The 22527-nt window shown below is 44.5% G+C and carries 19 protein-coding genes and 1 pseudogene; 15 read left to right on the forward strand and 5 right to left on the reverse strand.

Features of this window, described 5'->3' with window-relative positions:
- Positions 1–55: 55 nt before the first annotated feature.
- A complete protein-coding gene (gene cydD / locus P8596_RS07310) occupies positions 56–1786 on the forward strand; it encodes a thiol reductant ABC exporter subunit CydD (protein WP_279726496.1) in 1731 nt (576 codons plus the stop codon).
- Positions 1787–3505 (forward strand): thiol reductant ABC exporter subunit CydC, encoded by a 1719-nt coding sequence (gene cydC, locus P8596_RS07315; RefSeq protein WP_279726498.1) that lies wholly within the window; start codon positions 1787–1789, stop codon positions 3503–3505. It begins immediately after the preceding gene.
- 53 nt (positions 3506–3558) lie between these two features.
- On the opposite strand, the gene P8596_RS07320 is transcribed toward cydC, so the two are convergent.
- On the reverse strand, positions 3559–4176 hold the full coding sequence (locus P8596_RS07320; RefSeq protein ID WP_279726975.1) for a nitroreductase family protein: 618 nt from the start codon (positions 4174–4176) through the stop codon (positions 3559–3561).
- Between the two features lie 723 nt (positions 4177–4899).
- On the opposite strand from P8596_RS07320, the pseudogene P8596_RS07325 reads away from it, so the two are divergent.
- A pseudogene (locus P8596_RS07325) lies at positions 4900–5106 on the forward strand (hypothetical protein).
- On the opposite strand, the gene P8596_RS07330 reads toward P8596_RS07325, so the two are convergent.
- On the reverse strand, positions 5103–5243 hold the full coding sequence (locus P8596_RS07330; RefSeq protein WP_224520595.1) for a hypothetical protein: 141 nt from the start codon (positions 5241–5243) through the stop codon (positions 5103–5105). The pseudogene P8596_RS07325 and the gene P8596_RS07330 overlap by 4 nt on opposite strands.
- A 147-nt stretch (positions 5244–5390) precedes the next feature.
- On the opposite strand from P8596_RS07330, the gene P8596_RS07335 reads away from it, so the two are divergent.
- From P8596_RS07335 to wrbA, 8 genes are all read left to right on the forward strand, one after another.
- The gene (locus P8596_RS07335; RefSeq protein WP_279726499.1) at positions 5391–6350 is read left to right on the forward strand and encodes a LacI family DNA-binding transcriptional regulator; all 960 of its coding nucleotides are present in this window, start codon (positions 5391–5393) and stop codon (positions 6348–6350) included.
- 199 nt (positions 6351–6549) lie between these two features.
- Entirely contained in the window at positions 6550–6825 is a 276-nt protein-coding gene (locus P8596_RS07340) for an MscL family protein (protein WP_279726500.1), read from the forward strand.
- Between the two features lie 97 nt (positions 6826–6922).
- Positions 6923–7855 carry an ATP-grasp domain-containing protein gene (locus P8596_RS07345; RefSeq protein WP_254653505.1) on the forward strand — a complete coding sequence of 311 codons (933 nt, stop codon included), beginning with the start codon at positions 6923–6925 and terminating at the stop codon, positions 7853–7855.
- Between the two features lie 224 nt (positions 7856–8079).
- Positions 8080–9261, forward strand: a complete 1182-nt coding sequence (locus P8596_RS07350; RefSeq protein WP_224520592.1) for a sensor histidine kinase — start codon at positions 8080–8082, stop codon at positions 9259–9261.
- A 192-nt stretch (positions 9262–9453) separates the two neighbouring features.
- Positions 9454–11721, forward strand: coding sequence for an RNA polymerase recycling motor HelD (helD, locus tag P8596_RS07355; protein WP_279726502.1), 2268 nt, complete (start codon positions 9454–9456; stop codon positions 11719–11721).
- A gap of 133 nt (positions 11722–11854) precedes the next feature.
- Positions 11855–12685 (forward strand): aldo/keto reductase, encoded by an 831-nt coding sequence (locus P8596_RS07360; RefSeq protein ID WP_254653508.1) that lies wholly within the window; start codon positions 11855–11857, stop codon positions 12683–12685.
- A gap of 280 nt (positions 12686–12965) precedes the next feature.
- Positions 12966–13367 carry a DoxX family protein gene (locus P8596_RS07365; RefSeq protein WP_279726976.1) on the forward strand — a complete coding sequence of 134 codons (402 nt, stop codon included), beginning with the start codon at positions 12966–12968 and terminating at the stop codon, positions 13365–13367.
- A gap of 71 nt (positions 13368–13438) precedes the next feature.
- A complete protein-coding gene (gene wrbA / locus P8596_RS07370; protein ID WP_061810931.1) occupies positions 13439–14053 on the forward strand; it encodes an NAD(P)H:quinone oxidoreductase type IV in 615 nt (204 codons plus the stop codon).
- Positions 14054–14133: 80 nt separating this feature from the next.
- Here wrbA and P8596_RS07375 read toward each other — a convergent pair whose 3' ends face one another.
- Positions 14134–15018, reverse strand: a complete 885-nt coding sequence (locus P8596_RS07375) for an RluA family pseudouridine synthase (RefSeq protein WP_279726505.1) — start codon at positions 15016–15018, stop codon at positions 14134–14136.
- 171 nt (positions 15019–15189) lie between these two features.
- Here P8596_RS07375 and P8596_RS07380 point away from each other — a divergent pair, with 171 nt between their 5' ends.
- Positions 15190–15591 carry a DUF5365 family protein gene (locus tag P8596_RS07380; protein ID WP_254653509.1) on the forward strand — a complete coding sequence of 134 codons (402 nt, stop codon included), beginning with the start codon at positions 15190–15192 and terminating at the stop codon, positions 15589–15591.
- A 181-nt stretch (positions 15592–15772) separates the two neighbouring features.
- On the opposite strand, the gene P8596_RS07385 is transcribed toward P8596_RS07380, so the two are convergent.
- Both P8596_RS07385 and P8596_RS07390 read right to left on the reverse strand, forming a co-directional pair.
- Entirely contained in the window at positions 15773–16246 is a 474-nt protein-coding gene (locus P8596_RS07385; protein WP_254653510.1) for a thioredoxin family protein, read from the reverse strand.
- 1 nt (position 16247) lies between these two features.
- Positions 16248–16673: a disulfide oxidoreductase gene (locus tag P8596_RS07390; protein ID WP_061810934.1), complete on the reverse strand. Its 426-nt coding sequence runs from the start codon at positions 16671–16673 to the stop codon at positions 16248–16250.
- A 159-nt stretch (positions 16674–16832) separates the two neighbouring features.
- On the opposite strand from P8596_RS07390, the gene P8596_RS07395 reads away from it, so the two are divergent.
- The 3 genes from P8596_RS07395 (at position 16833) to P8596_RS07405 (ending at position 22436) form a co-directional block, all read left to right on the forward strand.
- Positions 16833–18506 carry a glycoside hydrolase family 13 protein gene (locus P8596_RS07395; RefSeq protein ID WP_254653512.1) on the forward strand — a complete coding sequence of 558 codons (1674 nt, stop codon included), beginning with the start codon at positions 16833–16835 and terminating at the stop codon, positions 18504–18506.
- A gap of 195 nt (positions 18507–18701) precedes the next feature.
- Positions 18702–20243 carry a bifunctional GNAT family N-acetyltransferase/carbon-nitrogen hydrolase family protein gene (locus tag P8596_RS07400; protein WP_061810936.1) on the forward strand — a complete coding sequence of 514 codons (1542 nt, stop codon included), beginning with the start codon at positions 18702–18704 and terminating at the stop codon, positions 20241–20243.
- Between the two features lie 441 nt (positions 20244–20684).
- The gene (locus tag P8596_RS07405) at positions 20685–22436 is read left to right on the forward strand and encodes a phospho-sugar mutase (RefSeq protein ID WP_279726507.1); all 1752 of its coding nucleotides are present in this window, start codon (positions 20685–20687) and stop codon (positions 22434–22436) included.
- Positions 22437–22527 lie beyond the last annotated feature (91 nt).

Here is a 22527-nt window from a genome sequence, read left to right on the forward strand (position 1 = left end):
AATATAGATTGTGAAGTATTTCACTAACTTTTAACTTTTGGGGTTGAGAGAAAATATGAAAGAGCTTAATCAATTAGCCAAAGAGCAAAGAGCATCGACCATGACGCTTTACGGGACTTCCCTGTTGATGGGAGGAGTCGTTGTTGGGCAGGCGTATTTGCTCGTAAGCATTGTTCATTCAATATTCATAGAGAAGCTCGGGTTCCAGGAGATCCTCCCGATGCTTGGGGCTTTGCTTCTCATACTCATAGGGAGGTCAGCCCTTTCATTTGTCAATGGCCGGATTGGAATCAGGATGGCAAGAAAGGTGAAGGTGGACCTGAGGAAACGGCTGTTAAAGAAATGGGCAAAGAATCCCCTTCAGGCCTCCATTCAAGGTCAATCGGGTCAAAAGGTCAGCACGATGATGGATGCGGTCGATGGGGTGGACGGATTTTTCAGTCAGTATATTCCTCAAAGGATCCAGACCACCATCGTTCCTTTAATCCTGTTGATCACCATCTTCACTGAGCATGTGTATACAGGTTTGATCATGGTGGTGACGGCTCCATTCATCCCATTATTCATGGCCATCATCGGAGTCATGACCAAGAAGAAATCAGAGAAGCAGATGGATAAGCTGACCGCGTTTTCCGGGAGGTTCCTCGATACTCTTCAAGGATTGCCTACTTTAAAGTTACTTGGGAAGGGGAAGCAACAGAAAGAGGGGATCAAATCAAGCAGTCTGGATTTCCGGGAAGCGCCCATGGATGTATTGAAGACGGCATTTTTGTCTTCCTTGATGCTTGAATTCATTTCCATGTTAAGCATCGGCCTGATCGCCCTGGAGGTGGGGCTGAGATTGGTAGTCTTTGAGAGTATCCCATTCTTTACCGCTTTCTTCGTTCTTGTCCTGGCACCGGAATTCTATCAGTCTTTAAAAGAGCTGGGGAATGCATTTCATACCGGTCGTGGGAGCATGGGGGCCGCAAAGAAAGTCATGGAGGAGCTTCAGGAAAAGGGTCAGCCGGTCAAATGGGGGGAAAGGGAGTTCAATTCAAATGGGATTCCTCCCACCATCGAACTGCGTAACCTCGGGTTCTCCTACAGTGAAAAAGGCTATGCCCTTCAAGGGGTCACCGCCTCCTTTCCTTCACAGAGCCAGGTGGCGGTCATCGGTCAGAGTGGAGCGGGGAAGACAACCCTCCTTCATCTGCTGGCAGGTCTGCTTGATCTTTCTGAGGGAGACCTTCTCATTAATGGAGTCCCGAGAAGCGAATACGCGGAAAGTGACTGGTTTGATCAATTGAGTTACATTTCACAGAACCCGTACTTATTCTCTGGCACGATAGCTGAAAATATTGCGGTCGGGGGAAGAAAAGGGATCACTCGAGAAGAAATCGTATCCGCTGCTGAAAAAGCGGGGATTGCTGAAATGATCGCGGGACTTCAGAAGGGATATGATACACCGATCGGGGAAGCGGGGAGAGGGCTTTCCGGTGGGGAGAAGCAGCGCATTGCCATTGCAAGGGCGTTCCTCAAAGGTCCGTCCCTCATCCTGTTTGATGAACCGACTACCGGACTGGATATTGGTACCGAGCAAATCCTGCAGTCGTCGATGGAGGAGTTGGCTAAGGGTTCTACCGTCATTACAGTAGCACACCGCCTTCATACAATACGAAAAGCAGATGCCATTTTGTTGTTGGATAAAGGAAAAGTGGCTGGGCTTGGAACTCATGAGGTGCTCATGAAATCGGCTCCTCACTATCGTGATATGGTGAATGTACAGCAAGGGGTGAAACATTAGATGAAAGAATTACAATTTGTCGTAAAGCTGATGATGAAGGAAAAGAAGGATGTTGCGTATTCAATTCTTTTAGGCTTTCTGGCTGGAATTACCTCTGTGGGACTCTTTGCTTCAAGTGGGTATTTAATTTCCAAAGCGGCCTTGGAGGTACCGCTTTATGCCCTGACCGTCATGATTGCTCTGTTAAAATTGTTTGGTTTAACGAAGGCACTTAGCCGGTATGGGGAACGTTATTTTTCCCATCGGGCCACGTTCACGATTTTGGCGAACTTGCGGGTTTCCATTTATGAAAAAATCGAGCCCCTAGCACCGGGGATCTTCGGGCGTTATCGGAGCGGGGACCTTCTTGCAAGAATCGTCGGGGATGTTGAGAGCCTGCAGAATTTCTTTCTTCGTGTCTTTTATCCGCCCGTGATCCTGGTGATGGTATTTTTAAGCACGGTTTTATTTACTGTGTTTTACTCTGTTTCGATTGCCCTGGTCCTACTCGGAGGTCTATTGTTGACAGGCTATATCGTCCCAGCCTACTTCGCTTTTAAACAGAGAAAAGTGGAGGCGACGCTGCGGGAAAGACGTGGGGGATTATCGACCGAGGTGACGGAATTTCTTTATGGATTCAGGGACCTGAAGATCTACCGGAGACTGGAAGATAAAGAGGCGAATCTAGTCCAGGCAGCGACAGGGTATGTGACCGAACAGGAAAGGGAGAGCCGATATTCCCTCTTTAGTCATTCAACGAACATCCTGGTTTCCCTGCTCATTTCATGGATCGTCTTGGCATTGGGGGCTTATTCAGTAGCAGCGGGTCAATTGGACGGAATATTCCTTGCCATGCTTGTCATGATCTCATTAACCGTATTTGAAAACGCCACACCCATGGCGATCCTGCCGACCCACTATGAAGATTCGCGTCGGGCGGCAACAAGGCTCACTACCATCACGAATGAAGAGTCTATCGAGAGGGACGGACCTCCAATGGCTTCGGTTTTTGAAGGGGATGTTCCTGCCATTAGCATGAAGGATGTGAGTTTTTCCTTTGACGGGGAGGAAAGGAAGACACTGAACGGGGTGAACCTCGAGCTTCCCGCAGGTTCGAAAACAGCGGTCGTAGGACCATCGGGGTCAGGCAAGTCGACGTTACTTCAATTGTTATTACACTTTTACCGAACGGATGAAGGAGCGATTTTCGTCAATGATGCTTCCATTAAAGATATCGATAAAGAGACATTGTGGGGGTATGCGAATGTTGTTCTTCAAGAAAACCATTTCTTTTACGGTACAATCAAAGAAAATCTGATGCTCGTGCGTCATGATTTGACAGATGGAGAAATGAAGTCGGCATTGGATAAAGTGAAACTGGATCACATTTCTTTAGAGGATGAAGTATTGGAAAAAGGAGAGAATCTTTCCGGGGGGGAAAAGCAGCGGTTGGCGATTGCAAGGGCCCTTTTGAAAGACGCACCATTATGGTTGCTCGACGAACCGACATCTTCCGTTGATGCACTGATGGAAAAAGAAATATTTGACCATCTGTATTCAGCAGCCGACGGGGATACGCTGGTTCTGATCAGTCATCGATTGACAGGTCTTGAAAAAATGGACCAAATCATCGTCATGGATCAGGGGAGTGTGGTGGAATCAGGAAGCTATCAGGAGCTTATGAGTCAAAAAGGCTATTTCTATGAAATGAAGCAGATTGAAAAGAGCGTCCTATTCTAACTCACACTAAAGAAGCCACATCCCATTCAGGATGTGGCTTTAGTAACAGGCAATCATTCTGCCCAATCAATTAAGTTTCGGATGTCCAGTCGATCTGTCTTTCGAGCTTTTTGAAGCGGTTTTCCGATTGTGATCAGTATGATCGGAAGATAACGCCCGGATACTTTGAATTCAGAAACGAGGGCAGCCGGATTGAATCCACCGATCGGACAAGTGTCCCAGCCCTTCGCTTTTGCGGCAAGCATGAATTGCATGGCAGCGAGTGACGCATTGCTGTATGCAGCGTCCCGAGGGTATTCCTCACGGCTGTACGCACCTTCGATCTGCTTCTTCAGCACCTCTTTGATTTCCGCCGTCATTTCGCCTTTCTCAATGGCAGGATCAAAGACGGGATCGATGTTCTTATTGGCTTCTAGGTCACCAAGTATAGCTACGACAGCAGAAGCATCATGTACCTGCTGCTGGTGATAGGCGATCGGAAGCAGGCGTTCCTGCACTTCTTTTTGGTCAAATACAAGGAATCTCCATTGCTGCAGATTCCAGGCAGATGGAGCTTTCCCAGCCGCCTCTAACAGGCTGACCAATTCCTCACGGGGGATTTCCACCTGAGGGTCGTATACTTTCGTGGAGCGGCGTTCGTCGACGATTTGAAAGAAATTATCCATGAGTATGCCTCCTTGATGTATGAAGAAATGTTATAATGTGGTATATAATTGTATGTTACTTACTTTTTGTAAGTTATTAAGCAATACGAACAATATAACCGACGTTTTAGTATGCGTCAAGGAATGAAGTTTTAGGATGTGTCAAAGAACCAGTATCGGTGGATGTTTTGAATAGTAAATACTGTTCCTTTTGGCTGTAGCGAGTAGTGGTTGATTTCCGCTGCAGGTGCTCGCTTTCCGCGGGGCGTGAGTTGAGCCTCCTCGGGCTTTGCCCTGCGGGGTCTCAACTGTCTAGCTATGGCGGCTAGCCCCTCGAGGTCATAAGCTAAATGGTCCAATAAGGCAAAAAGCGCCTTCTCGGCCCATTCATCTTATGCTTGTCGGGGCTGGACGAGCCGCCTCCGCTTTTCGTACTTTCCCGCGTTTCCCGCAGGAGTCGAGCACCTTCCGCTCCAATCAACTTTCCAAGTGTAAGTCTTCACTATAACAATGTAATGTAGAGAGTGCTTTACAATCACATTCACCAACTCCTATTCTATTAGTTGCAGTGACCGATTACTGTAAAACATACTTTTCTAACCTATCCTGAATGACTCATTTTGCTCCGACACATCCAAAAAGAGCGAACATTCGAAAACTGCAGTCTGTGTATGTATAACAACTTTGGTGAAATGGTCCTTCTATAATTATTGCTAAAGCATCTTCAATGTATAAAGCAGGATCTAGCTATTGATTGGAGTGCAAGACGAAGACTCCTACGGGAAAAGCGGAATAGGTAAGACCCCGCAGGAGCGCTAGCGACGAGGAGGCTTGCCTTCCGCCCGAGGAAAGCGAAGTCTTGCACGGAAATCAATAGCGGTGGCAAAAGTGATCCAAACTATTTTTTTGTCTGTAGAGAAAATGGATTTAGTTATATTCAGGCATCATACGATTTAAAGGAGCTTAGAGTTGTAAATGTGCTCAAAGGGATCATTTTGATCGTAGGAAGTGTGGAATTGGATGGGCTTTAATGCAGCGTAACTTCCGCCGATGATGATGGCACAGAGAACGGGTAAGGATAAAATGCCGAGCATAGTATAGCCTCCTTATCATGTTTTTGGAATGAAAAAGCAATGGAATTCCTTGCATGATTTACTTTAAAGTGTGAAACGCGTTTCAGAGCAAGCGTTATTTTAAGAGATCGTTTAGGGTTGGAATATGGTTACTTAAGGGGTATGGGTATGACAAACATTAGAAGTATTGCAAAGCTTGCAGGAGTTTCGGTGTCAACGGTTTCGAGGGTATTGAATGACCATCCTTATGTGAAAGAAGAGAAGCGCCGAAAGGTCCTGGATGCTGTGGAGCAGTTAAACTACATAAAGAACGCGAACGCCGTCCATTTATCAAAAGGGAAAACCTATAGCATCGGAGTGATTCTGCCTTATTTGAATCTTCCTTACTTCGGGGAGATTCTTCAAGGCATAGCGGGGGAAGCGTTAAAGCATGGCTATCACCTCCAGCTTTTTCAGACGGATTATGACAGGGGGGCTGAATTGGATGCCTTTCATCGACTTCAGATGAAGGAAGTGGATGGATTGATCCTGACGTCACGCTCCAATTCTCTGGATGCTCTTGCTTCATTTATCAGTCCGAATGTGGTTTTTTGTGAAAATGTATACGACCCCACATATAAGAAGGTATTCATTGATCATTATCAGGGGATTCGGAGCGGGCTCCAGTATCTTTATTCTAAAGGGCATTCGAGAATCGGGTTGTGTTTGCACAGAACATTTGGGACGAATAGCGAAGAGCGGATCCGGGGATTCTTCGACAGCGCAGAGGCTGCCGGCCATCCCGTTCGTGACGAGTGGATCTTCAATGACTGCTACGATCTTCAGGACGGACGGGATGTGTTGAGTGAATGGGAACGGATGGAAGAGAAGCCCTCTGCCCTTATCGTAACGAGCGATCAAGTATCTGCGGGAATGGTGGCAGAGGCGGGAAAAAGATCAATCAGGATTCCAGACGACCTGGCTATCCTGAGCTTTGATAACCACCCCCTTTCCGATGCCCTGGATATCACATCTTTTGAAGTACCGATAAGAAAGGTGGGGGAAGAAGCGTTTAAACTCTTTCTTGAATCGGAACATCCTGATCCGGTCATATTGTACACAAGATTGTTTGAACGGGGAAGCGTGTAAGTCATGCTGCTCATTAGAGGGAGGGAAAACCATGCAGGGGAACAAGGAAGAAAAAATGCTCGTCATCCTGATGGGAGTTGTCGCATGTATTGTATTGATCGCCATCATAGGAAAATATCTTTTTTAAGGAATTAGCCTTCATAACACACTCCTTTTCCCCATATCTTAAAGTAGTGAAGCATCTTCAGATAAGACAGGAGTGATTGGATTGAGGAAGTTCCTGGGCTCATTGGTTGACCTTCTTCTGATTGCCACGAGTATTTTTCTAATGGTTAAACTGCTCAATCGTTTAACTGCCAGTGATCAGGCTTCTAAGGTTCATCGAACGAACAATCTTGAAGTCCTGCAGGAAATCAGAGACATTCTGAAGGACGATTTTAGGAGTGCCCGCATAGCGGTACCGGTCAAAGCCCGTGATCTCCTGACGAAAAGCGGCATGAAAATTCAAATGAGGACGGATCGTAAGTTAAAGTGAATTCATGATCATTGCCTAAATCCTACTTTTATAGTAGGATTACTTTGTGTTAAAAGACTGTATATTTAAAATCATACGAACAAATGGGGTAATGATCATGAAAAAAATTCATATCATTCATGAAAACAGTGAATGGACCAATCATTTAACGGCCAGGCTTGATGAGCTACAACTGCCATATGAGGAATGGTTCCTTGATCGTGGACTCGTCGAATTATCATCAAAGCCGCCGGAAGGTATTTTCTATAATCGAATCAGTGCGTCGTCTCATACGCGAAACCATCGTTTTGCACCGGAGTTGACGGAGAGCGTTCTATCCTGGTTAGAGCGAAACGAAAGAAAGGTCCTGAATGGAAGCCGTGCCCTTCGCTTGGAAGTTAGTAAAGTAAATCAGTATACAGCTTTGAATGCTGCCGGCATCAAGACACCGGAAACTATTGCAGCCGTTGGGAAAGAACAAATAATTGAAGCTTGTGAAAAGCTTGGTAAACCATCTTTCATCACGAAGCATAATCGTGCAGGAAAAGGTTTGGGGGTGCAATTGTTCCATTCGGTGGAAGCATTGAAGAATTATGTGTACAGTGACGACTTTGAAGAGCCATTAGACGGCACGACACTTATACAGGAGTACATCGAAGCACCCGATGCATCGATTACACGCTGTGAGTTTATAGGTGGTAAGTTCATGTATGCAGTAAAGGTGGATACATCGGATGGATTCGAATTATGTCCTGCTGACGTATGTCAGGTGGATGACCTATTCTGTCCTGTAGGGGAACAGGAAGACAAGCCTAAGTTTCAGATCAGGGAGAACTTTTCACATGAGATCCTGACATCATATGAAGCGTTTTTGCATGCGAATACAATCGATATTGCCGGGATTGAATTTATTCAGGACAAAGAAGGCAACATCTACACGTATGATGTGAACACGAATACGAATTACAATAAAGAGGCCGAGTCGAAGTCCGGGCAATACGGAATGCTCGAGCTGGCAAAATATCTTGGTGAACAATTGAAAACGGTGTAAGGTGATGACTCTCCTGTAGTACAGGAGAGTTCTCTTATGTAAATAACAAGTTACATATATAATTGTAACGATAGATGGATTAGTATGGTAGAATTTTTATAAAGAAGACAATTTCTGTGAAAGGTCAAAGGGTCAGGATGATTATTTTTAATCAGGATGTCATTAATAATTTCTTTTATATCATTTTGAGTATTTTTTTAATTTTTTTCCTTGTTGAAAAAAAGATGATACAAGGTTGGTATACAAGGTTCGCAACCCTTGTTTCTTTAAGTATCGCCATTATTCTGTGTATGCTTTCCCCCATATACAATAACCCCTACTGTGTCCACGATCTCAGGATGATCCCGTTTGTTCTCGGCATTCTGTATGGCGGTCCATTTACAGGCCTCGCATTGCTCGCTGTCTTATTGGTATCCAGGACGATGATCTACAGTTGGAGTATGGTGGCATTCGTGATATATGCCGTGATCTACCTCTTGACGGTCATCGGGATGAAATGGTTCGATTTCAACCGGTTATCAAGCCGGAAGAAGATCATATTCTCTGTGGTGCTTTTTACAGTTCATTCCATCGTAGCAGCTCTTATTGCGAAGGCGATGACTGTGTTTGTGATCGACGAAAGCTATCTGATAAATTTTATTTTTCTCCCTTCCCTGGGCATGCTGATCCTGACATACATTTGTGAGACGTTGCTTAAACAGATTCAAATCAAACAAGCCCTCGTGAAAATAGAAAAAATGGAAGTGCTCGCTCAGTTGGCTGCCAGCATTTCCCATGAGGTGAAAAATCCTTTAACGGTGATCAAGGGATTCCTGAGACTGCTCCATCAGGAAAATCTTCCTGTAGGAAAAAGGGAACAATATCTAACGATCGCATCATCCGAACTGAACCGGGCAGAAGAAATCATTAACGATTATCTTACGTTCGCTAAACCGGATCCGGATCAAGTGGAGAACATCTCCATTTCGGAGCAACTCCATAAGCTCGCCGACATGGTTGAGCCCTTGAGCAATCAACAATCGGTCCTGGTACATAAACGGATCGAGGATGCCTCCATCGTAGGGAACACCCGCAGTTTCCAACAGGCATTTCTCAACATCATGAAAAACGCCATTGAATCCATGCCTGATGGGGGCACACTCACCATTCTTTCGAAGGTTCAAAAAGGGACCGTAAGCATATCCATCATTGATACCGGCGTCGGAATGACCCCGGATCAACAAGAGAGACTCGGCGAACCTTATTTCTCTACGAAGGAAAAGGGGACGGGCCTCGGACTGATGGTTTCCTACCGGATCATCGAAGCCATGAGGGGTGTCATTACCGTGGAGAGCCGAGTGGGTAAGGGGACTGGTTTTCAGATTGTGTTTCCTGTGGATCAAGTGAAGGACCCTTCATCTGTTTAGGTGAAGGGTTTTTCTACTTGTTTATTCCTGAATTATCTGATAATATATATTTCTGCTCCCAAACGCCTACATAATTTTTACAGATTTCAATGTGTCTTAATCAACGTTTTCCCCATCAAGAGTCGTTACCTTGGTGGAAGTGGGAAGACGTTTTTTCTCCATTGCGGCTAAAACAATTGGAAGGAGAAATGTATGACAAAGGAATCGACTATTCATCCCGATTTTTCAATTGAATCAGAACGATTAGAGTTTACGAAGCGCTATATTGACGTAGTCATCAGCACATCCCTGACGAGTAAGGAAAAGTATAAGGAAAACATGGAAAAAGCTTTTGGAGATATTGATTGGGGAGAGTCGAGTGCCGCCTACATCGATATCTTGACGAACTCAAGCTTTTTTGAGATGTCCAAAGAAGAATTGGAGTCCCTTACGAAAGCAAAGACGAAACCGTACTTTGCCCGGATCGATTTTCAACATGAGGGCTCCGGCAAGGTGGAGAAGCATTATATCGGGAAGACCTCCTTGTATCAGCGTGAAAATCAGGAGCAAATCATCGTCGACTGGAGATCCCCCATCGCAAACCTGTACTACGAAGGAAGGATCGGCGATGTCTCTTACGAGGCTGAAGGTGAAACGTACGAGGGAGATTTATCTCTGAAGCGCCAATACATGATCGAGGATGGACTCCTGGAAGAGATTCGCGATATTGACTTAACCACCACGGATGAACTGCTTCAGGATTCTTTAGCCAAAAGCTCCAGTAACCGTTTGACTGAAATCATTTCTACCATCCAGGAGGAACAGAATCGGATCATCCGGGCCGACTTGAACAAGCCGATCATTGTACAGGGGGCGGCGGGAAGTGGGAAAACAACCATTGCCCTTCACCGGATTTCTTATTTTATTTATAACTATAAACAGCATTTTGATCCGAGGCAACTGATGATCCTGGCCCCGAGTAATTTGTTCATTGACTATATTTCAGAAGCGCTGCCGGAACTTGGGGTGGAGCGGGTAAGGCAAACGACATTCACGGATTATGTCATGACCTGCTTAGAAAAGAAGCTTACGATTGTAGAAGATAATAAGCTTATTCAACTGATCGAGACCCATGATGAAAAAGTAGAGACCGCATCATGGATATCAGGATTCAAAGGGTCTAAAGCATTCAGGAGAATTCTCGAGCATTATATAGAAGAAGTCGAACAGCGCTTTTATACTTCAAAGGACTTCTATGTGGATAAATACAAGCTCTACACCGCCAAAAGGTTCACTCACCTTTTCAAAGAGGAATATACGTATATGCCAATCTATCGCCGGATGGAAAAGCTGAAGTCACTCCTTCAAAGCTATGTACGGTCGAACAAGAAGCAAATGGTTGAGAAGGTCGAGAAATTTTTTGATGAGCGGATTGAAACCGCACTCTTTGAACGTTCAAAGGCAGGGAACCGAAAGGAATATGTCTCGAAAGCATTGGATAAGAAACTCGAGCGTGTGGACGAAATCAAGAAAGCAATACGGACAAGTGTCAATGGATACATGAAGCAGTTTGAAAAGAAAACACTTCATCAATATTTCATTGAGTTGTTCTCAGATCCCGTGCGCCTTGCTTCCTACTCGAAGGGGGAGCTCAGCGGGAGACAGGCGGAACGGCTCTGTCAGTACACATTGAAATATGCGAAGAAAAAGCAGTATGAAGTAGAGGATCTGGCCATTCTCCTATACTTGCAATCCCATTTGTTCGGAATCGATAAATTCCACAAAGCAAAAAACATCGTCATAGATGAAGCACAGGATTATAGTTATATGCAGCTCTATTCATTGAAGCGGGCACTTGAGACCGACATGTTCACACTGGTGGGGGATCTCGCTCAAGGGATTCACTCATACCGGGGCCTTCAGTCCTGGGAACCGGTCTATCGGGATATCTTTCCGAGGGCGACGTACACCGAGCTTCAAAAAAGCTACCGTACGACGATTGAAATCATGGAGGAAGCGAATAAACTGCTTAGTCTCCTGCCCTATGATTTTCCGCAAGTGAATCCGGTGGTGCGACACGGAGATTCTCCGAGCTTTGATGAGTATGTGGAAGTGGATGAACTCGCTTCCTTCATCGAGAAGGAAGTGGAGTTAGGACGGAAAGAAGGATTCCAAACCTTCGCCGTCATTGGAAAAAGCATGAAGGACTGTGTGAAAATCAGTGAAATCCTTCAAGAGAGGCAGCCAGGGAAAGTAAAGCTATTGGAAGAACAGGAATCGATCCCGAAAGATCAGATTGTCGTCGTTCCTTCCTATCTCTCGAAGGGACTCGAGTTTGACGTGGTGATCATCGCTGCGGTGGATGAAGCATTCAACCCGGAAAACGAACTCGACATCAAGCTCCAGTACGTTGCCATGACACGTCCCCTTCATAAACTTGCATTCATAGGAAAGAAACGAGAACAATTTATCGGTCAATAGGCAATGTAGAAGAAAAGGTCCGTCCCTCAAAACCGAGGGACGGACCTTTTTACTCTCATAGAATACTCCGGAATCATAAAATTAGCTTTCTGGCGTTTAACTTTGTAAAATAATGAGTCAGGAGGGATGCAATATGTTGAAAAACTTACAAAGCACGAAGACACTACATAACGGAATCGAAATTCCTTATGTCGGTTTAGGAGTTTACCAAATGAAAGATCCGTCTGAGACGGTACAGGCCGTCCGTACAGCGATTCAGTCCGGATACCGTTCCATCGATACCGCCGCGATCTACGACAATGAAGAAAGCGTAGGGCAAGGGGTGAAAGAAGGTGGCGTAGCGAGAGAGGACCTGTTCATCACTTCGAAAGTATGGAATAGCGATCAAGGCTACGATACGACGTTAAAAGCATTTGAAACGAGCCTGAAGAAGCTCGATATGGATTATCTGGACATGTATCTCATTCACTGGCCGGTGGAAGGAAAGTACAATGATACATGGAAAGCAATGGAGAGACTTCATGGCGAAGGATTGATCAAATCAATCGGTGTAAGTAACTTCCATCAGCATCATCTTGAAGATTTGATGAAAAATGGCAATGAAAAGCCTGTATTAAATCAAATCGAGTTACATCCCCGTCTGAACCAGGAGAAAATACGAGAATTCTGTGCTTCACACAATGTCGCAGTCGAAGCGTGGTCACCAATCGCTCAAGGGCGGGTACTGGATGAACCTACATTAAACCACATTGCAGAGAAGCATGAAAAGTCTGCTGCACAGGTGATTCTGCGCTGGCACCTTCAGAATGATGTCATCATCATTCCGAAGTCAGTTCATGAAAACCGCATCAAAGAAAATGCAGATTTATTCAATTTCGAGCTTTCACTGGAAGAAATGAATCAAATCAACCAACTGAATCTGGACGAACGTTTTGGTCCAGATCCAGACAACTTCGATTTTTAATATCGATCTTTCGAAAGAGGTCCGTCCCTCATGCAAAGGGACGGACCTCTTTTTTTCGTCCAGCCCATTTCAATAAATGTTGCAAATAGTTGTTGACAGGGAGGAGAAGGATATTATACAATTATCTCGAAATCAAAATAATCACATTCGAGATAACTTGTCTTATTTTTTTAATTATATATCTCACATTCAAGATAATTGACGTAAGAATAATTGAATTTGAAATGTTTAAAGGTAAATCTCGAAGGGAAAACAAGAAGGAGGAAAAAAGATGACAGCATTGGCTGCGTTTGGTTTATTGGTTATTCGTTTAGTAGTAGGATTGACATTCGCTGCTCATGGAACACAGAAATTATTTGGGTGGTTCGGAGGTCATGGTGTCCAGGGTACGGGAGGATTCTTTGAATCGATTGGAATCAAGCCGGGAAGGACGATGGCGTTACTTGCAGGGATATCCGAAGTAGCGGGTGGATTAATGTTTGCCGCAGGCTTCCTTACGCCATTAGGTGCACTGCTCATCATTGGCACCATGATCGTGGCCATCGTGAAGGTTCATGGTGCGAACGGTTATTGGGCGACACAAAATGGTACAGAATATAATGTGATGCTCATTGTTGTGGCACTGGGGGTAGCCCTTGTCGGTGCAGGGAGCTTTTCAATAGATGCACTATTATTTGCTTAATAGATTTACATGCAACCCTAATCTGTGTTTCACCCATTTATTATAAAAAACATAATTAAAGGAGAGATTTTATGTCTAACGTAAAATTGGCAATCATGTATTACAGTTCAACAGGAACAAACTATCAGATGGCGAAATGGGCCGAAGAAGCTGCAAAAGAAGCGGGGGCAGAGGTGAAATTACTTCGCTTTGAAGAGACTGCACCAGAAGGAGCGATTGCTTCCAACCCGGCATGGGAAAAGCACTATAATGAAACAAAAGATACGGTTCCGGTAGCGACCCTTGATGACTTGGAGTGGGCAGATGCTTATCTATTCAACGTTCCTACCAGATTCGGTAACGTGCCCTCTCAAGTCAAGGCGTTCCTGGATACAACCGGAGGACTGTGGTTCAATGGGAAACTGGCCAACAAAGTAGTGAGTGCCACATCATCTGCAAGCAACTCACACGGTGGACAGGAGCAAACGGTTCTGGCTCTTTATACAACCATGATGCACTGGGGTGCCATCATCGCAGCACCTGGATACACAGATCAATCAAGCTTTGCAACTGGAGGGAATCCATACGGTACGAGTGTAACGGTCGATGGGGAAGGCAATATGGTCGAATCCGTCGAGCCTGCCGTAAAACACCAAACCCGCCGTACGATCCAAATCGCTGAAGCAGTGAAAAATGGATTGAAATAATGATAAAAAGACCAGGTCACTCATGATTTTGAATGACCTGGTCTTTTTGATGCGTTCAGATTTCCTTTGAATTCACTCCATTACAACCCAATATCATCACGGCAATCAGCTTCACATTCAATCCGTTCCCCTGTCAGCGGATGAGGGAACGAAATTCGGGCTGCATGCAGTGCCTGCCTGGTGAAGACCGGCTTTCCCCCATATAATGTGTCGCCAGCCAGAGGGTGTCCGATGTGGCTCATATGTACACGGATTTGGTGTGTACGGCCGGTATCAAGCTGTACTTCGACGAGTGTATATGGATTCCTGACTTCCATTACGTTATAATGGGTGACTGCATCCTGACCGGAAGGCGAAACCCTCCTTCTCGTATTGTGATGACGATCTCTCCCAATCGGTTCTGAGATGGTGCCTTTTTTTTGCTTTAATCGACCGTGAACGAGGGCATGATAGGTACGCTTGATTTGTCTTTCGGCAAGAAGGCGGTCAAGGATCGCTTTACTTAATGGATGCTTGGCGAAGATGATTGCTCCGGACGTATCGCGATCCAACCGATGGATGTGCAACACGCGGCATCTCTCACCATTTGCCTGATGATGGAAAGCGACAAGGTTGGCCAGGGTATCCGTTTCATCAGGATTATTTGGATGGGTATCGATCCCGGCAGGTTTATTGACCACAATCAGATGTTCATCTTCAAACAAGACGTCTAACTCCCCGTAGGTCGGGGGAACATCGTATTCGACTTCCTTGAATAGTCGAATCTGTAGAATATCTCCTTGTGAGAGTGGGGAAGTCCATGAAGTCAACTCTCCATTTACTTTGACATCACCGTCCATCCTCATGGAATGAACCAGTTTCTTAGGAGCCTGCCAGTGTTTTCTAAGAATTGTTTCAATCGTTACATTTTTCCAATCATTTGGAATGACTAGGTCGAATCGTTCGCCTATTTTCCGTGTTTTCATCAAAAAACCCCTTTAAATGACAAATATCTTATACTCTTGTGGGTATTTAAGCCTACCATAGCACCTATTCAACCCAATTCATGGGTATAATTACCACGCTGTTGGTTCTACTTCTATGTTATCCTTAATATATCTATTACAGAGAGATTACAACCGTTACAAAGGTGGGCTATGATGGTGAAAGTTTTACTAGCATCAACACATGAACAGGAAGATAAAATCCAAGAGCTTATACAGTACATGTATTGTACTATTTTCCCTGATTATTTCACAGATGATGAAATCGAACAATTCGATGATATGCAAGTATTACATACGACGACGAGGAACTTTGAATATTTCGGGACTCTGAAGGAAGCATTTCAAGTGATCTCAAGCCTGCAAACGCTGATTTCCATCATTGAAAGCGGCTCAAAAGAAGACCTATATGAAGATATGTTCTATCATAATGCCGGGATCCTTCAAAGCTTTGGCATGTTCTTCCCTTTATCGTATGATCAATTTACGGAAGAATCGGACTGTAAGCACAATCTGAGCATATACTCGAGAGCGGATAACCAGCTGCTTGTGTAGGTTATATCACGTCCTTAATAGTTAGATACTTTAGAAAATTCACATTAGCATGTTTGAAAGGTTCTTGTGAGGGGAAAATAGCAAGTACTAAGTTAATCTTGAAGATACAACGTATCTTCATCTTGAAATTCCTCCTCACTTGAAAGGGGCTGACTCGTGGAAAAGTCAGCCCCTCTTTTTTTTATTCTGATTTTACGTTCTCTTCGAAAAATGCCTTGAAATCTTCTTTAGGATGTTCTCCTACAATTCTCGCCACTTCTTTTCCATTTTCATAATGGACGAGTGTAGGGGTGGCTTCGATTCCGTATTGATCCCAGCCCTGTTCGAATTCAAGCAGATTGTACTGAACCATGTCGACTCCCATATCTTCGGCAAGAGGTGCGAGGGTAGGTGTCGTTCTTTTACAGTGGATACAAGTAGAGCTGTAGAAGTATACGGTCGCTTCTTCTTTATTCTTTAATGTCTCTTCCAGTTCTTCGGGAAGGATGACGTTTTGATAGTTTGGATCATCCAGCAGCTCAACGGTAGCAGGGTCGAGTTTCGCTTTTTTGAACTTATTTCCCTCGGCTTTTTGACTGTTCTGGACGCTTGTGACAATGGCGATGGCTGCGAATAATCCGACGATCGCCACCAGGAATATGATGATTTTTTTCAATCTAGTTTTCCTCCTTTATAGCTTTTAAGACGATCACACTTGAAATGAAGATGATGATGAACCCCAAGAGTGCAAGAAACGGAATTGTGATAAAACCGAACAGGTTGATGTATTCACCTGTACAAGGAACGCGTCCGCAGGCTGGGGCACTCTCAGTCAGGATCGAAACTTTTTGGATAGAGTAGTGATAAATGGAAATGAGAAGGCCGATGCCGGAAAAAATGGTAGAATATAATGCCGCTTTAAAATCTTTGCGTACATAAGCCACTCCTAATAAAATCACCATCGGATACATTAATATCCGCTGATACCAACATAATTCACATGGCTCATATTTCATGATTTCAGAGAAATATAAACTCCCCATCGTGGCGACCAGGGAAGAGGCCCAAGCCAGGAATAACAGAGAATCTGCTTTTTTATTCATATAGAATTCCTTTCTACGTATATTCTATCAAATTATAGTATGATATTATTATAAAAGTAAAATGAGAAAACTTTATGAAGAAATGTGATATTTTTTTAACGATTTGTGCAAGCGGTTGCAGAAAACGCTTGCTTGATGCTGAACAGGAGGAAAACACATATGACAAAAAAATGGTGGAAAGAATCGGTGGTCTATCAAATTTACCCTCGCAGTTTCATGGATAGCAATGGTGATGGCATCGGGGATATTAAAGGAATCATCTCTAAATTGGATTATTTAAAAAAACTGGGCATTGATGTGATATGGTTATCCCCTGTTTATGAATCCCCGAATGATGATAATGGCTATGATATTAGCGACTATAAAAAAATCATGGATGAGTTCGGCACGATGGCTGATTGGGAGGAAATGCTTGAAGAAATGCATAACCGTGGGATGAAGCTTGTGATGGATCTTGTGGTGAATCACTCTTCCGATGAGCACGGCTGGTTTGTGGAATCGAGGAAATCAAAGGATAATCCTTATCGTGATTATTATATATGGCGTGAAGGAAAGGACGGTAAAGAGCCGAATAACTGGGAATCTGTATTCAGCGGTTCTGCCTGGGAATATGATGAGGGAACAGAAGAGTATTTCCTACATCTCTTCTCGAAAAAGCAGCCGGATCTCAACTGGGAAAATCCGAAGTTGCGCCGGGGAATTTATGACATGATGACCTTCTGGCTGGATAAAGGAATCGACGGTTTCCGTATGGACGTCATTAACTTTATATCGAAAGTACCTACGTTACCGGATGCGCCGAACCCTGAAGGTAAACCGTATGCTTCCGGTCATGAGTACTTTATGAACGGTCCACGGATCCATGAATTTCTTCAGGAAATGAATCAGGAGGTCCTCTCCCATTATGAGGCGATGACGGTTGGGGAGATGCCGGGGGTGACACCCGAGGAAGCCGTACTTTACACAGGTGAAGACCGTAATGAAGTCAATATGGTATTCCAATTCGAGCATATGGATGTCGATTCGGGACCGGGAGGGAAATGGGACGTCATTCCGTTCGATCTTGTAAAATTGAAATCAATCCTGACTAAATGGCAAACGGAACTTCACGGGAAGGGCTGGAACAGTCTGTATTGGAACAACCACGATCAGCCAAGAATCGTCTCAAGACTTGGACAAGATGGAGAGTATCGGGTGAAGTCTGCGAAAATGCTTGCGACCCTCCTCCATATGATGCAGGGGACGCCTTACATTTATCAGGGGGAAGAGCTTGGTATGACGAATGTCCGCTTCTCTTCCATTGATGAATACCGGGATATCGAAACATTGAACATGTATCGGGAAAAAATAGCCCAGGGTATGGATCCAGAGGAAATCATGGAATCCATTTACGTAAAAGGAAGAGACAATGCAAGGACTCCTATGCAGTGGGACGACACGGAACACGGTGGATTCACAGAAGGGGAACCATGGATCGCCAGCAACCCGAACTACAGAGAGATCAATGCCGAAAAAGCCTTAAACGATCCAGAATCCATTTTCTACTACTATCAAAAATTGATTGCGATCCGCAAAGAGCATGACATCATTCCATACGGATCGTTCGAGCTTCACTATGCAGATCACCCTTCCGTATATGCCTATACGAGAACACATGGGAATGAAAAGATCCTCGTTCTTTGCAATGTATCAGGAGAAGAGCAAGTCATCGACAACATCGCTTCCTTTGATATCACTCAAACGGAAATCCTCATATCAAACGAAGAACTGCATGAAAAAGATGCATTTACTTTAAACCCATGGGAAGCGACGGTGTATTATTTTAAAGGTTAAATGAAAGGAAGCATCCTAATCATCGGATGCTTCTATTTTTAAGGACTTTTTTATTTGAGTAAAGACAAATCATATTTCTTCAAAAAATCCTCACCCCTTTGCTAAAATAAAAGAAATGGACTGTCATGAACTTCGTTTCAACAGTGCACTATAAGGGTATATAATTCAGGTATTTTATGAAGGAGTAGATCATAGATGGCAGAAAAACTGGACTTATCACAATTTGAAAAGAAAATGATCATCCGTCCAATGGAACATAAGGACATTCAAGATATCATCAATATGCAGTCTGTCTGCTTTCCAGGGATGGACCCATGGAAAGTGGAGCATCTGGAAAGTCATCTGGAAGTGTTTCCGGAAGGTCAGCTCGTAGCAGAATTAGATGGAGAGATCATCGCATCATGCTCGAGTCTGATCATCAACTTTGATGAGTACGACGACCGCCATACATGGGATGATGTAACGGATAATGGTTACATAACGAACCACAATCCCGACGGCTATAACCTGTACGGGATCGAAGTGATGGTGCACCCTGATTACCGGCGCATGAAGGTAGGTCACCGTTTGTATGAAGCCAGAAAGGACCTTGCCAGGCAGTGGAATTTAAAGAGTATCATCATCGGGGGACGCATCCCGAATTATCATAAACATTCTGATGAAATGTCTCCAAGGGAGTATGTGGATTCCGTGGGGCGTCACAAGATTTACGATCCAGTCCTTTCGTTCCAGCTTCTGAACGGATTCACCCTGATGAGGATCAATCCGAACTACCTGCCGGATGATAAGAGGTCCCATAAATATGCCACACTGATGGAATGGAATAATGTCGACTACCGTCCATCCAGCAAACGTCACTTCAAAACGAGCTATCCGGTCCGGATCTGTGTCGTTCAATATATGATGCGGAAAATCAACTCCTTTGAAGAGTTTGCCAATCAGGTGGAGTACTTCACCGATGTGGCTTCCGATGCAAAATCAGATTTCGTGGTGTTCCCTGAGATTTTCACCACCCAGCTCATGTCATTCCTGAATATTCAATCACCAAGCCTTGCAGTAAGACGGTTGACAGACTTCACTGAGGATTATATTGAATTATTCACGGACCTTGCTGTCAGGTACAATGTCAATATCATCGGGGGTTCACACTTCGTCAAGGAAGAAAACGATGAGATCTACAATATTGCCTATCTTTTCCGTCGTGATGGGACGATCGAGAAGCAATACAAAGTTCATATCACACCGAATGAACGGAAATGGTGGGGGATCAGCCCCGGGGATTCTGTCAGGGTCTTCGATACGGATTGCGGGAAGATCGCGATTCAAATATGCTATGATATTGAATTCCCAGAGCTTGCGCGCATTGCTACAGACAAGGGTGCAAAAATCATCTTCACCCCATTCTGTACAGAGGACCGTCAAGGTTATCTTCGCGTCAGATACTGTGCCCAGGCACGTGCAGTGGAGAATCAGATCTACACAGTCATTTCCGGTACGGTCGGAAATCTTCCACAAACGGAAAATATGGACATTCAATATGCCCAGTCCGGCATCTTTGCCCCGTCCGACTTTGAATTCGCGCGTGATGGAATCGTGGGCGAGACCAACCCTAACATCGAAATGGTCATGATCGGAGACGTCGACCTCGAAGTCCTCCGCCGCCAACGCCAATCAGGAACCGTCCGTCAACTCAAAGACCGACGCCATGATGTCTATGGAGTGAATTATAAAAAATAATGCATATCAAAAGGCCCTGCTGAATTGTTCAGCGGGGCTTTATTTAATGAAAGCATATTTAAACATCCTTCGGTAAATATATCGTGGGTATAGGATCATTTATTTTAATGAATATTTATATTTTTAACGATTACACACTACCTTATAAAGTTGATTGGAACGGAAGGTGCTCGACTCCTGCGGGAAATGCGGGAAAGTTGAGACCCCGCAGGGCATAGCCCGAGGAGGCTCAACTCACGCCCCGCGGAAAGCGAGCACCTGGAGTGGAAATCAACCAGCACTCGCTTTTTTTATCAACACAAACATACTGATTCTTTCAAATAGAAATTATGCTAAAATAAGGATTAAACGAATCTTGTCGACATGTGACGGATTGTTTTAGAAGGAATTCTACAATATATGATAGAATTCATTATTATACAGCATTAGGAGGGGATCGTTTTGAGTTGGAAAACATCTTGGGAAAAATGGAGCAGCTACTTACATCTGGACAAAGAAGTCAATGAACTTCTAGAGTCAATGAAAGACGACGAAAAGTCCTTGGAAGACGCATTCTACAAAAACCTTGAATTCGGTACGGGTGGAATGAGGGGAGAAATCGGTCCCGGAACCAATCGGATGAACATCTATACAGTCAGAAAAGCCTCTGAAGGACTGGCGAGATACATAGAAGAACAGGGTCAGGAGGCTAAGAACCGCGGAGTTGTAATCGCTTACGATTCCCGTTATAAATCACCTGAATTTGCCATGGAGTCAGCGAAGACCCTGGCAACCCATGGCATCCAAACATATGTCTTCGATGAATTGAAACCGACACCGGAGCTTTCATTTGCCCTGCGGCAGCTAAAGGCATTCTCCGGCATCGTAGTGACAGCAAGCCATAATCCTCCTGAATACAATGGATATAAAGTGTACGGGGAAGATGGTGCTCAACTTCCTCCACATGTAGCGGATGCAGTGATCGAGAAAGTGAACGCCGTTGAAAATGAACTGGAAATCCACGTTCAGACAGAAGAAGAATTAAAAGCAGCCGGGCTGATTAAAATGATCGGGGAAGAGATCGATCAATCATACCTGGAACATTTGATTTCGATTTCCGAGAAGCCTCAGATCGCCAAGGAAACCGATTTGAAAATCGTCTTCTCACCCCTGCATGGCACTGCCTTGAAGATGGCAGAAAAAGGGTTGAAAGCATTAGGGTATGAGCAAGTTCACATTGTAAAGGAACAGGCAGTCCCTGATCCTGAATTTACAACAGTGAAGTCTCCGAACCCTGAAGATAAAGCGGCATTTGAATACAGCATCCGTGACGGAAAGGAAATCGACGCGGATATCCTGATTGCGACGGATCCCGATGCAGACCGTTTAGGTGTAGCGGTAAAAGGGGAAACAGGCGAGTATATCCTCCTTACCGGAAACCAGACAGGGGCGATCCTCCTGGACTATATCCTTGCCCGCAAACAGGAGAAGAATATGATCCCTGAGAACGGCCGGGTATTCAAAACCATTGTGACATCCGAATTGGGCCGTAAAGTCGCTGAACATTATGGAGCTTCAGTCGAGGATGTTCTTACAGGTTTTAAATTCATCGGGGAAAAAATCAAGCAATACGAAGAAACAGGTGCGTATTCATTCTTATTCGGATATGAAGAAAGCTATGGATACTTGATCGGCGACTTTGCCCGTGATAAGGATGCCATTCAAGCAGTATTGATGGCGGCAGAAGCGGCTGCTTATTATAAAAAAGAAGGCAAAACGCTATACAATGTCCTCCATGAATTATTCGAAGTACACGGGTTTTATCAGGAAGGACTGAAGAGTCTGACCCTTAAAGGAAAAGAAGGAGCCGAACAAATTCAAGGGATCCTGAAGGACTTCAGGAACGAACCGTTGAAAGAAGTGGCAGGCTTACGTGTGGTTTCGTCAGAGGACTACAAAACAAGTACGAAAGTGGATTTGGTATCCGGTGAAGAATCCTCCATTCATCTGCCTTCTTCCAATGTGTTGAAATATCATCTTGAAGATGGATCTTGGATTTGCCTCCGTCCATCAGGGACCGAGCCGAAGATCAAGTTCTATTTCAGCGTGATCGGTGAGACCGAAAGCGACAGCGGTGAGAAATTACAAGCTCTGCAGGATGCCATCATGGCGAAAGTCGAAACGATGATCCGTTCGTCTGTAGGGAAGGCGTAAACCTTTTCATCATTTTAAAAACAAGAGATGTGCTCCTGCATCTCTTGTTTTTTGGATTGTGATGGGAACGTGTGTTTTCGGTCAAAGGTCG

Source organism: Rossellomorea sp. DA94 (genome assembly GCF_029834455.1).
Lineage (GTDB): Bacteria > Bacillota > Bacilli > Bacillales > Bacillaceae_B > Rossellomorea > Rossellomorea vietnamensis.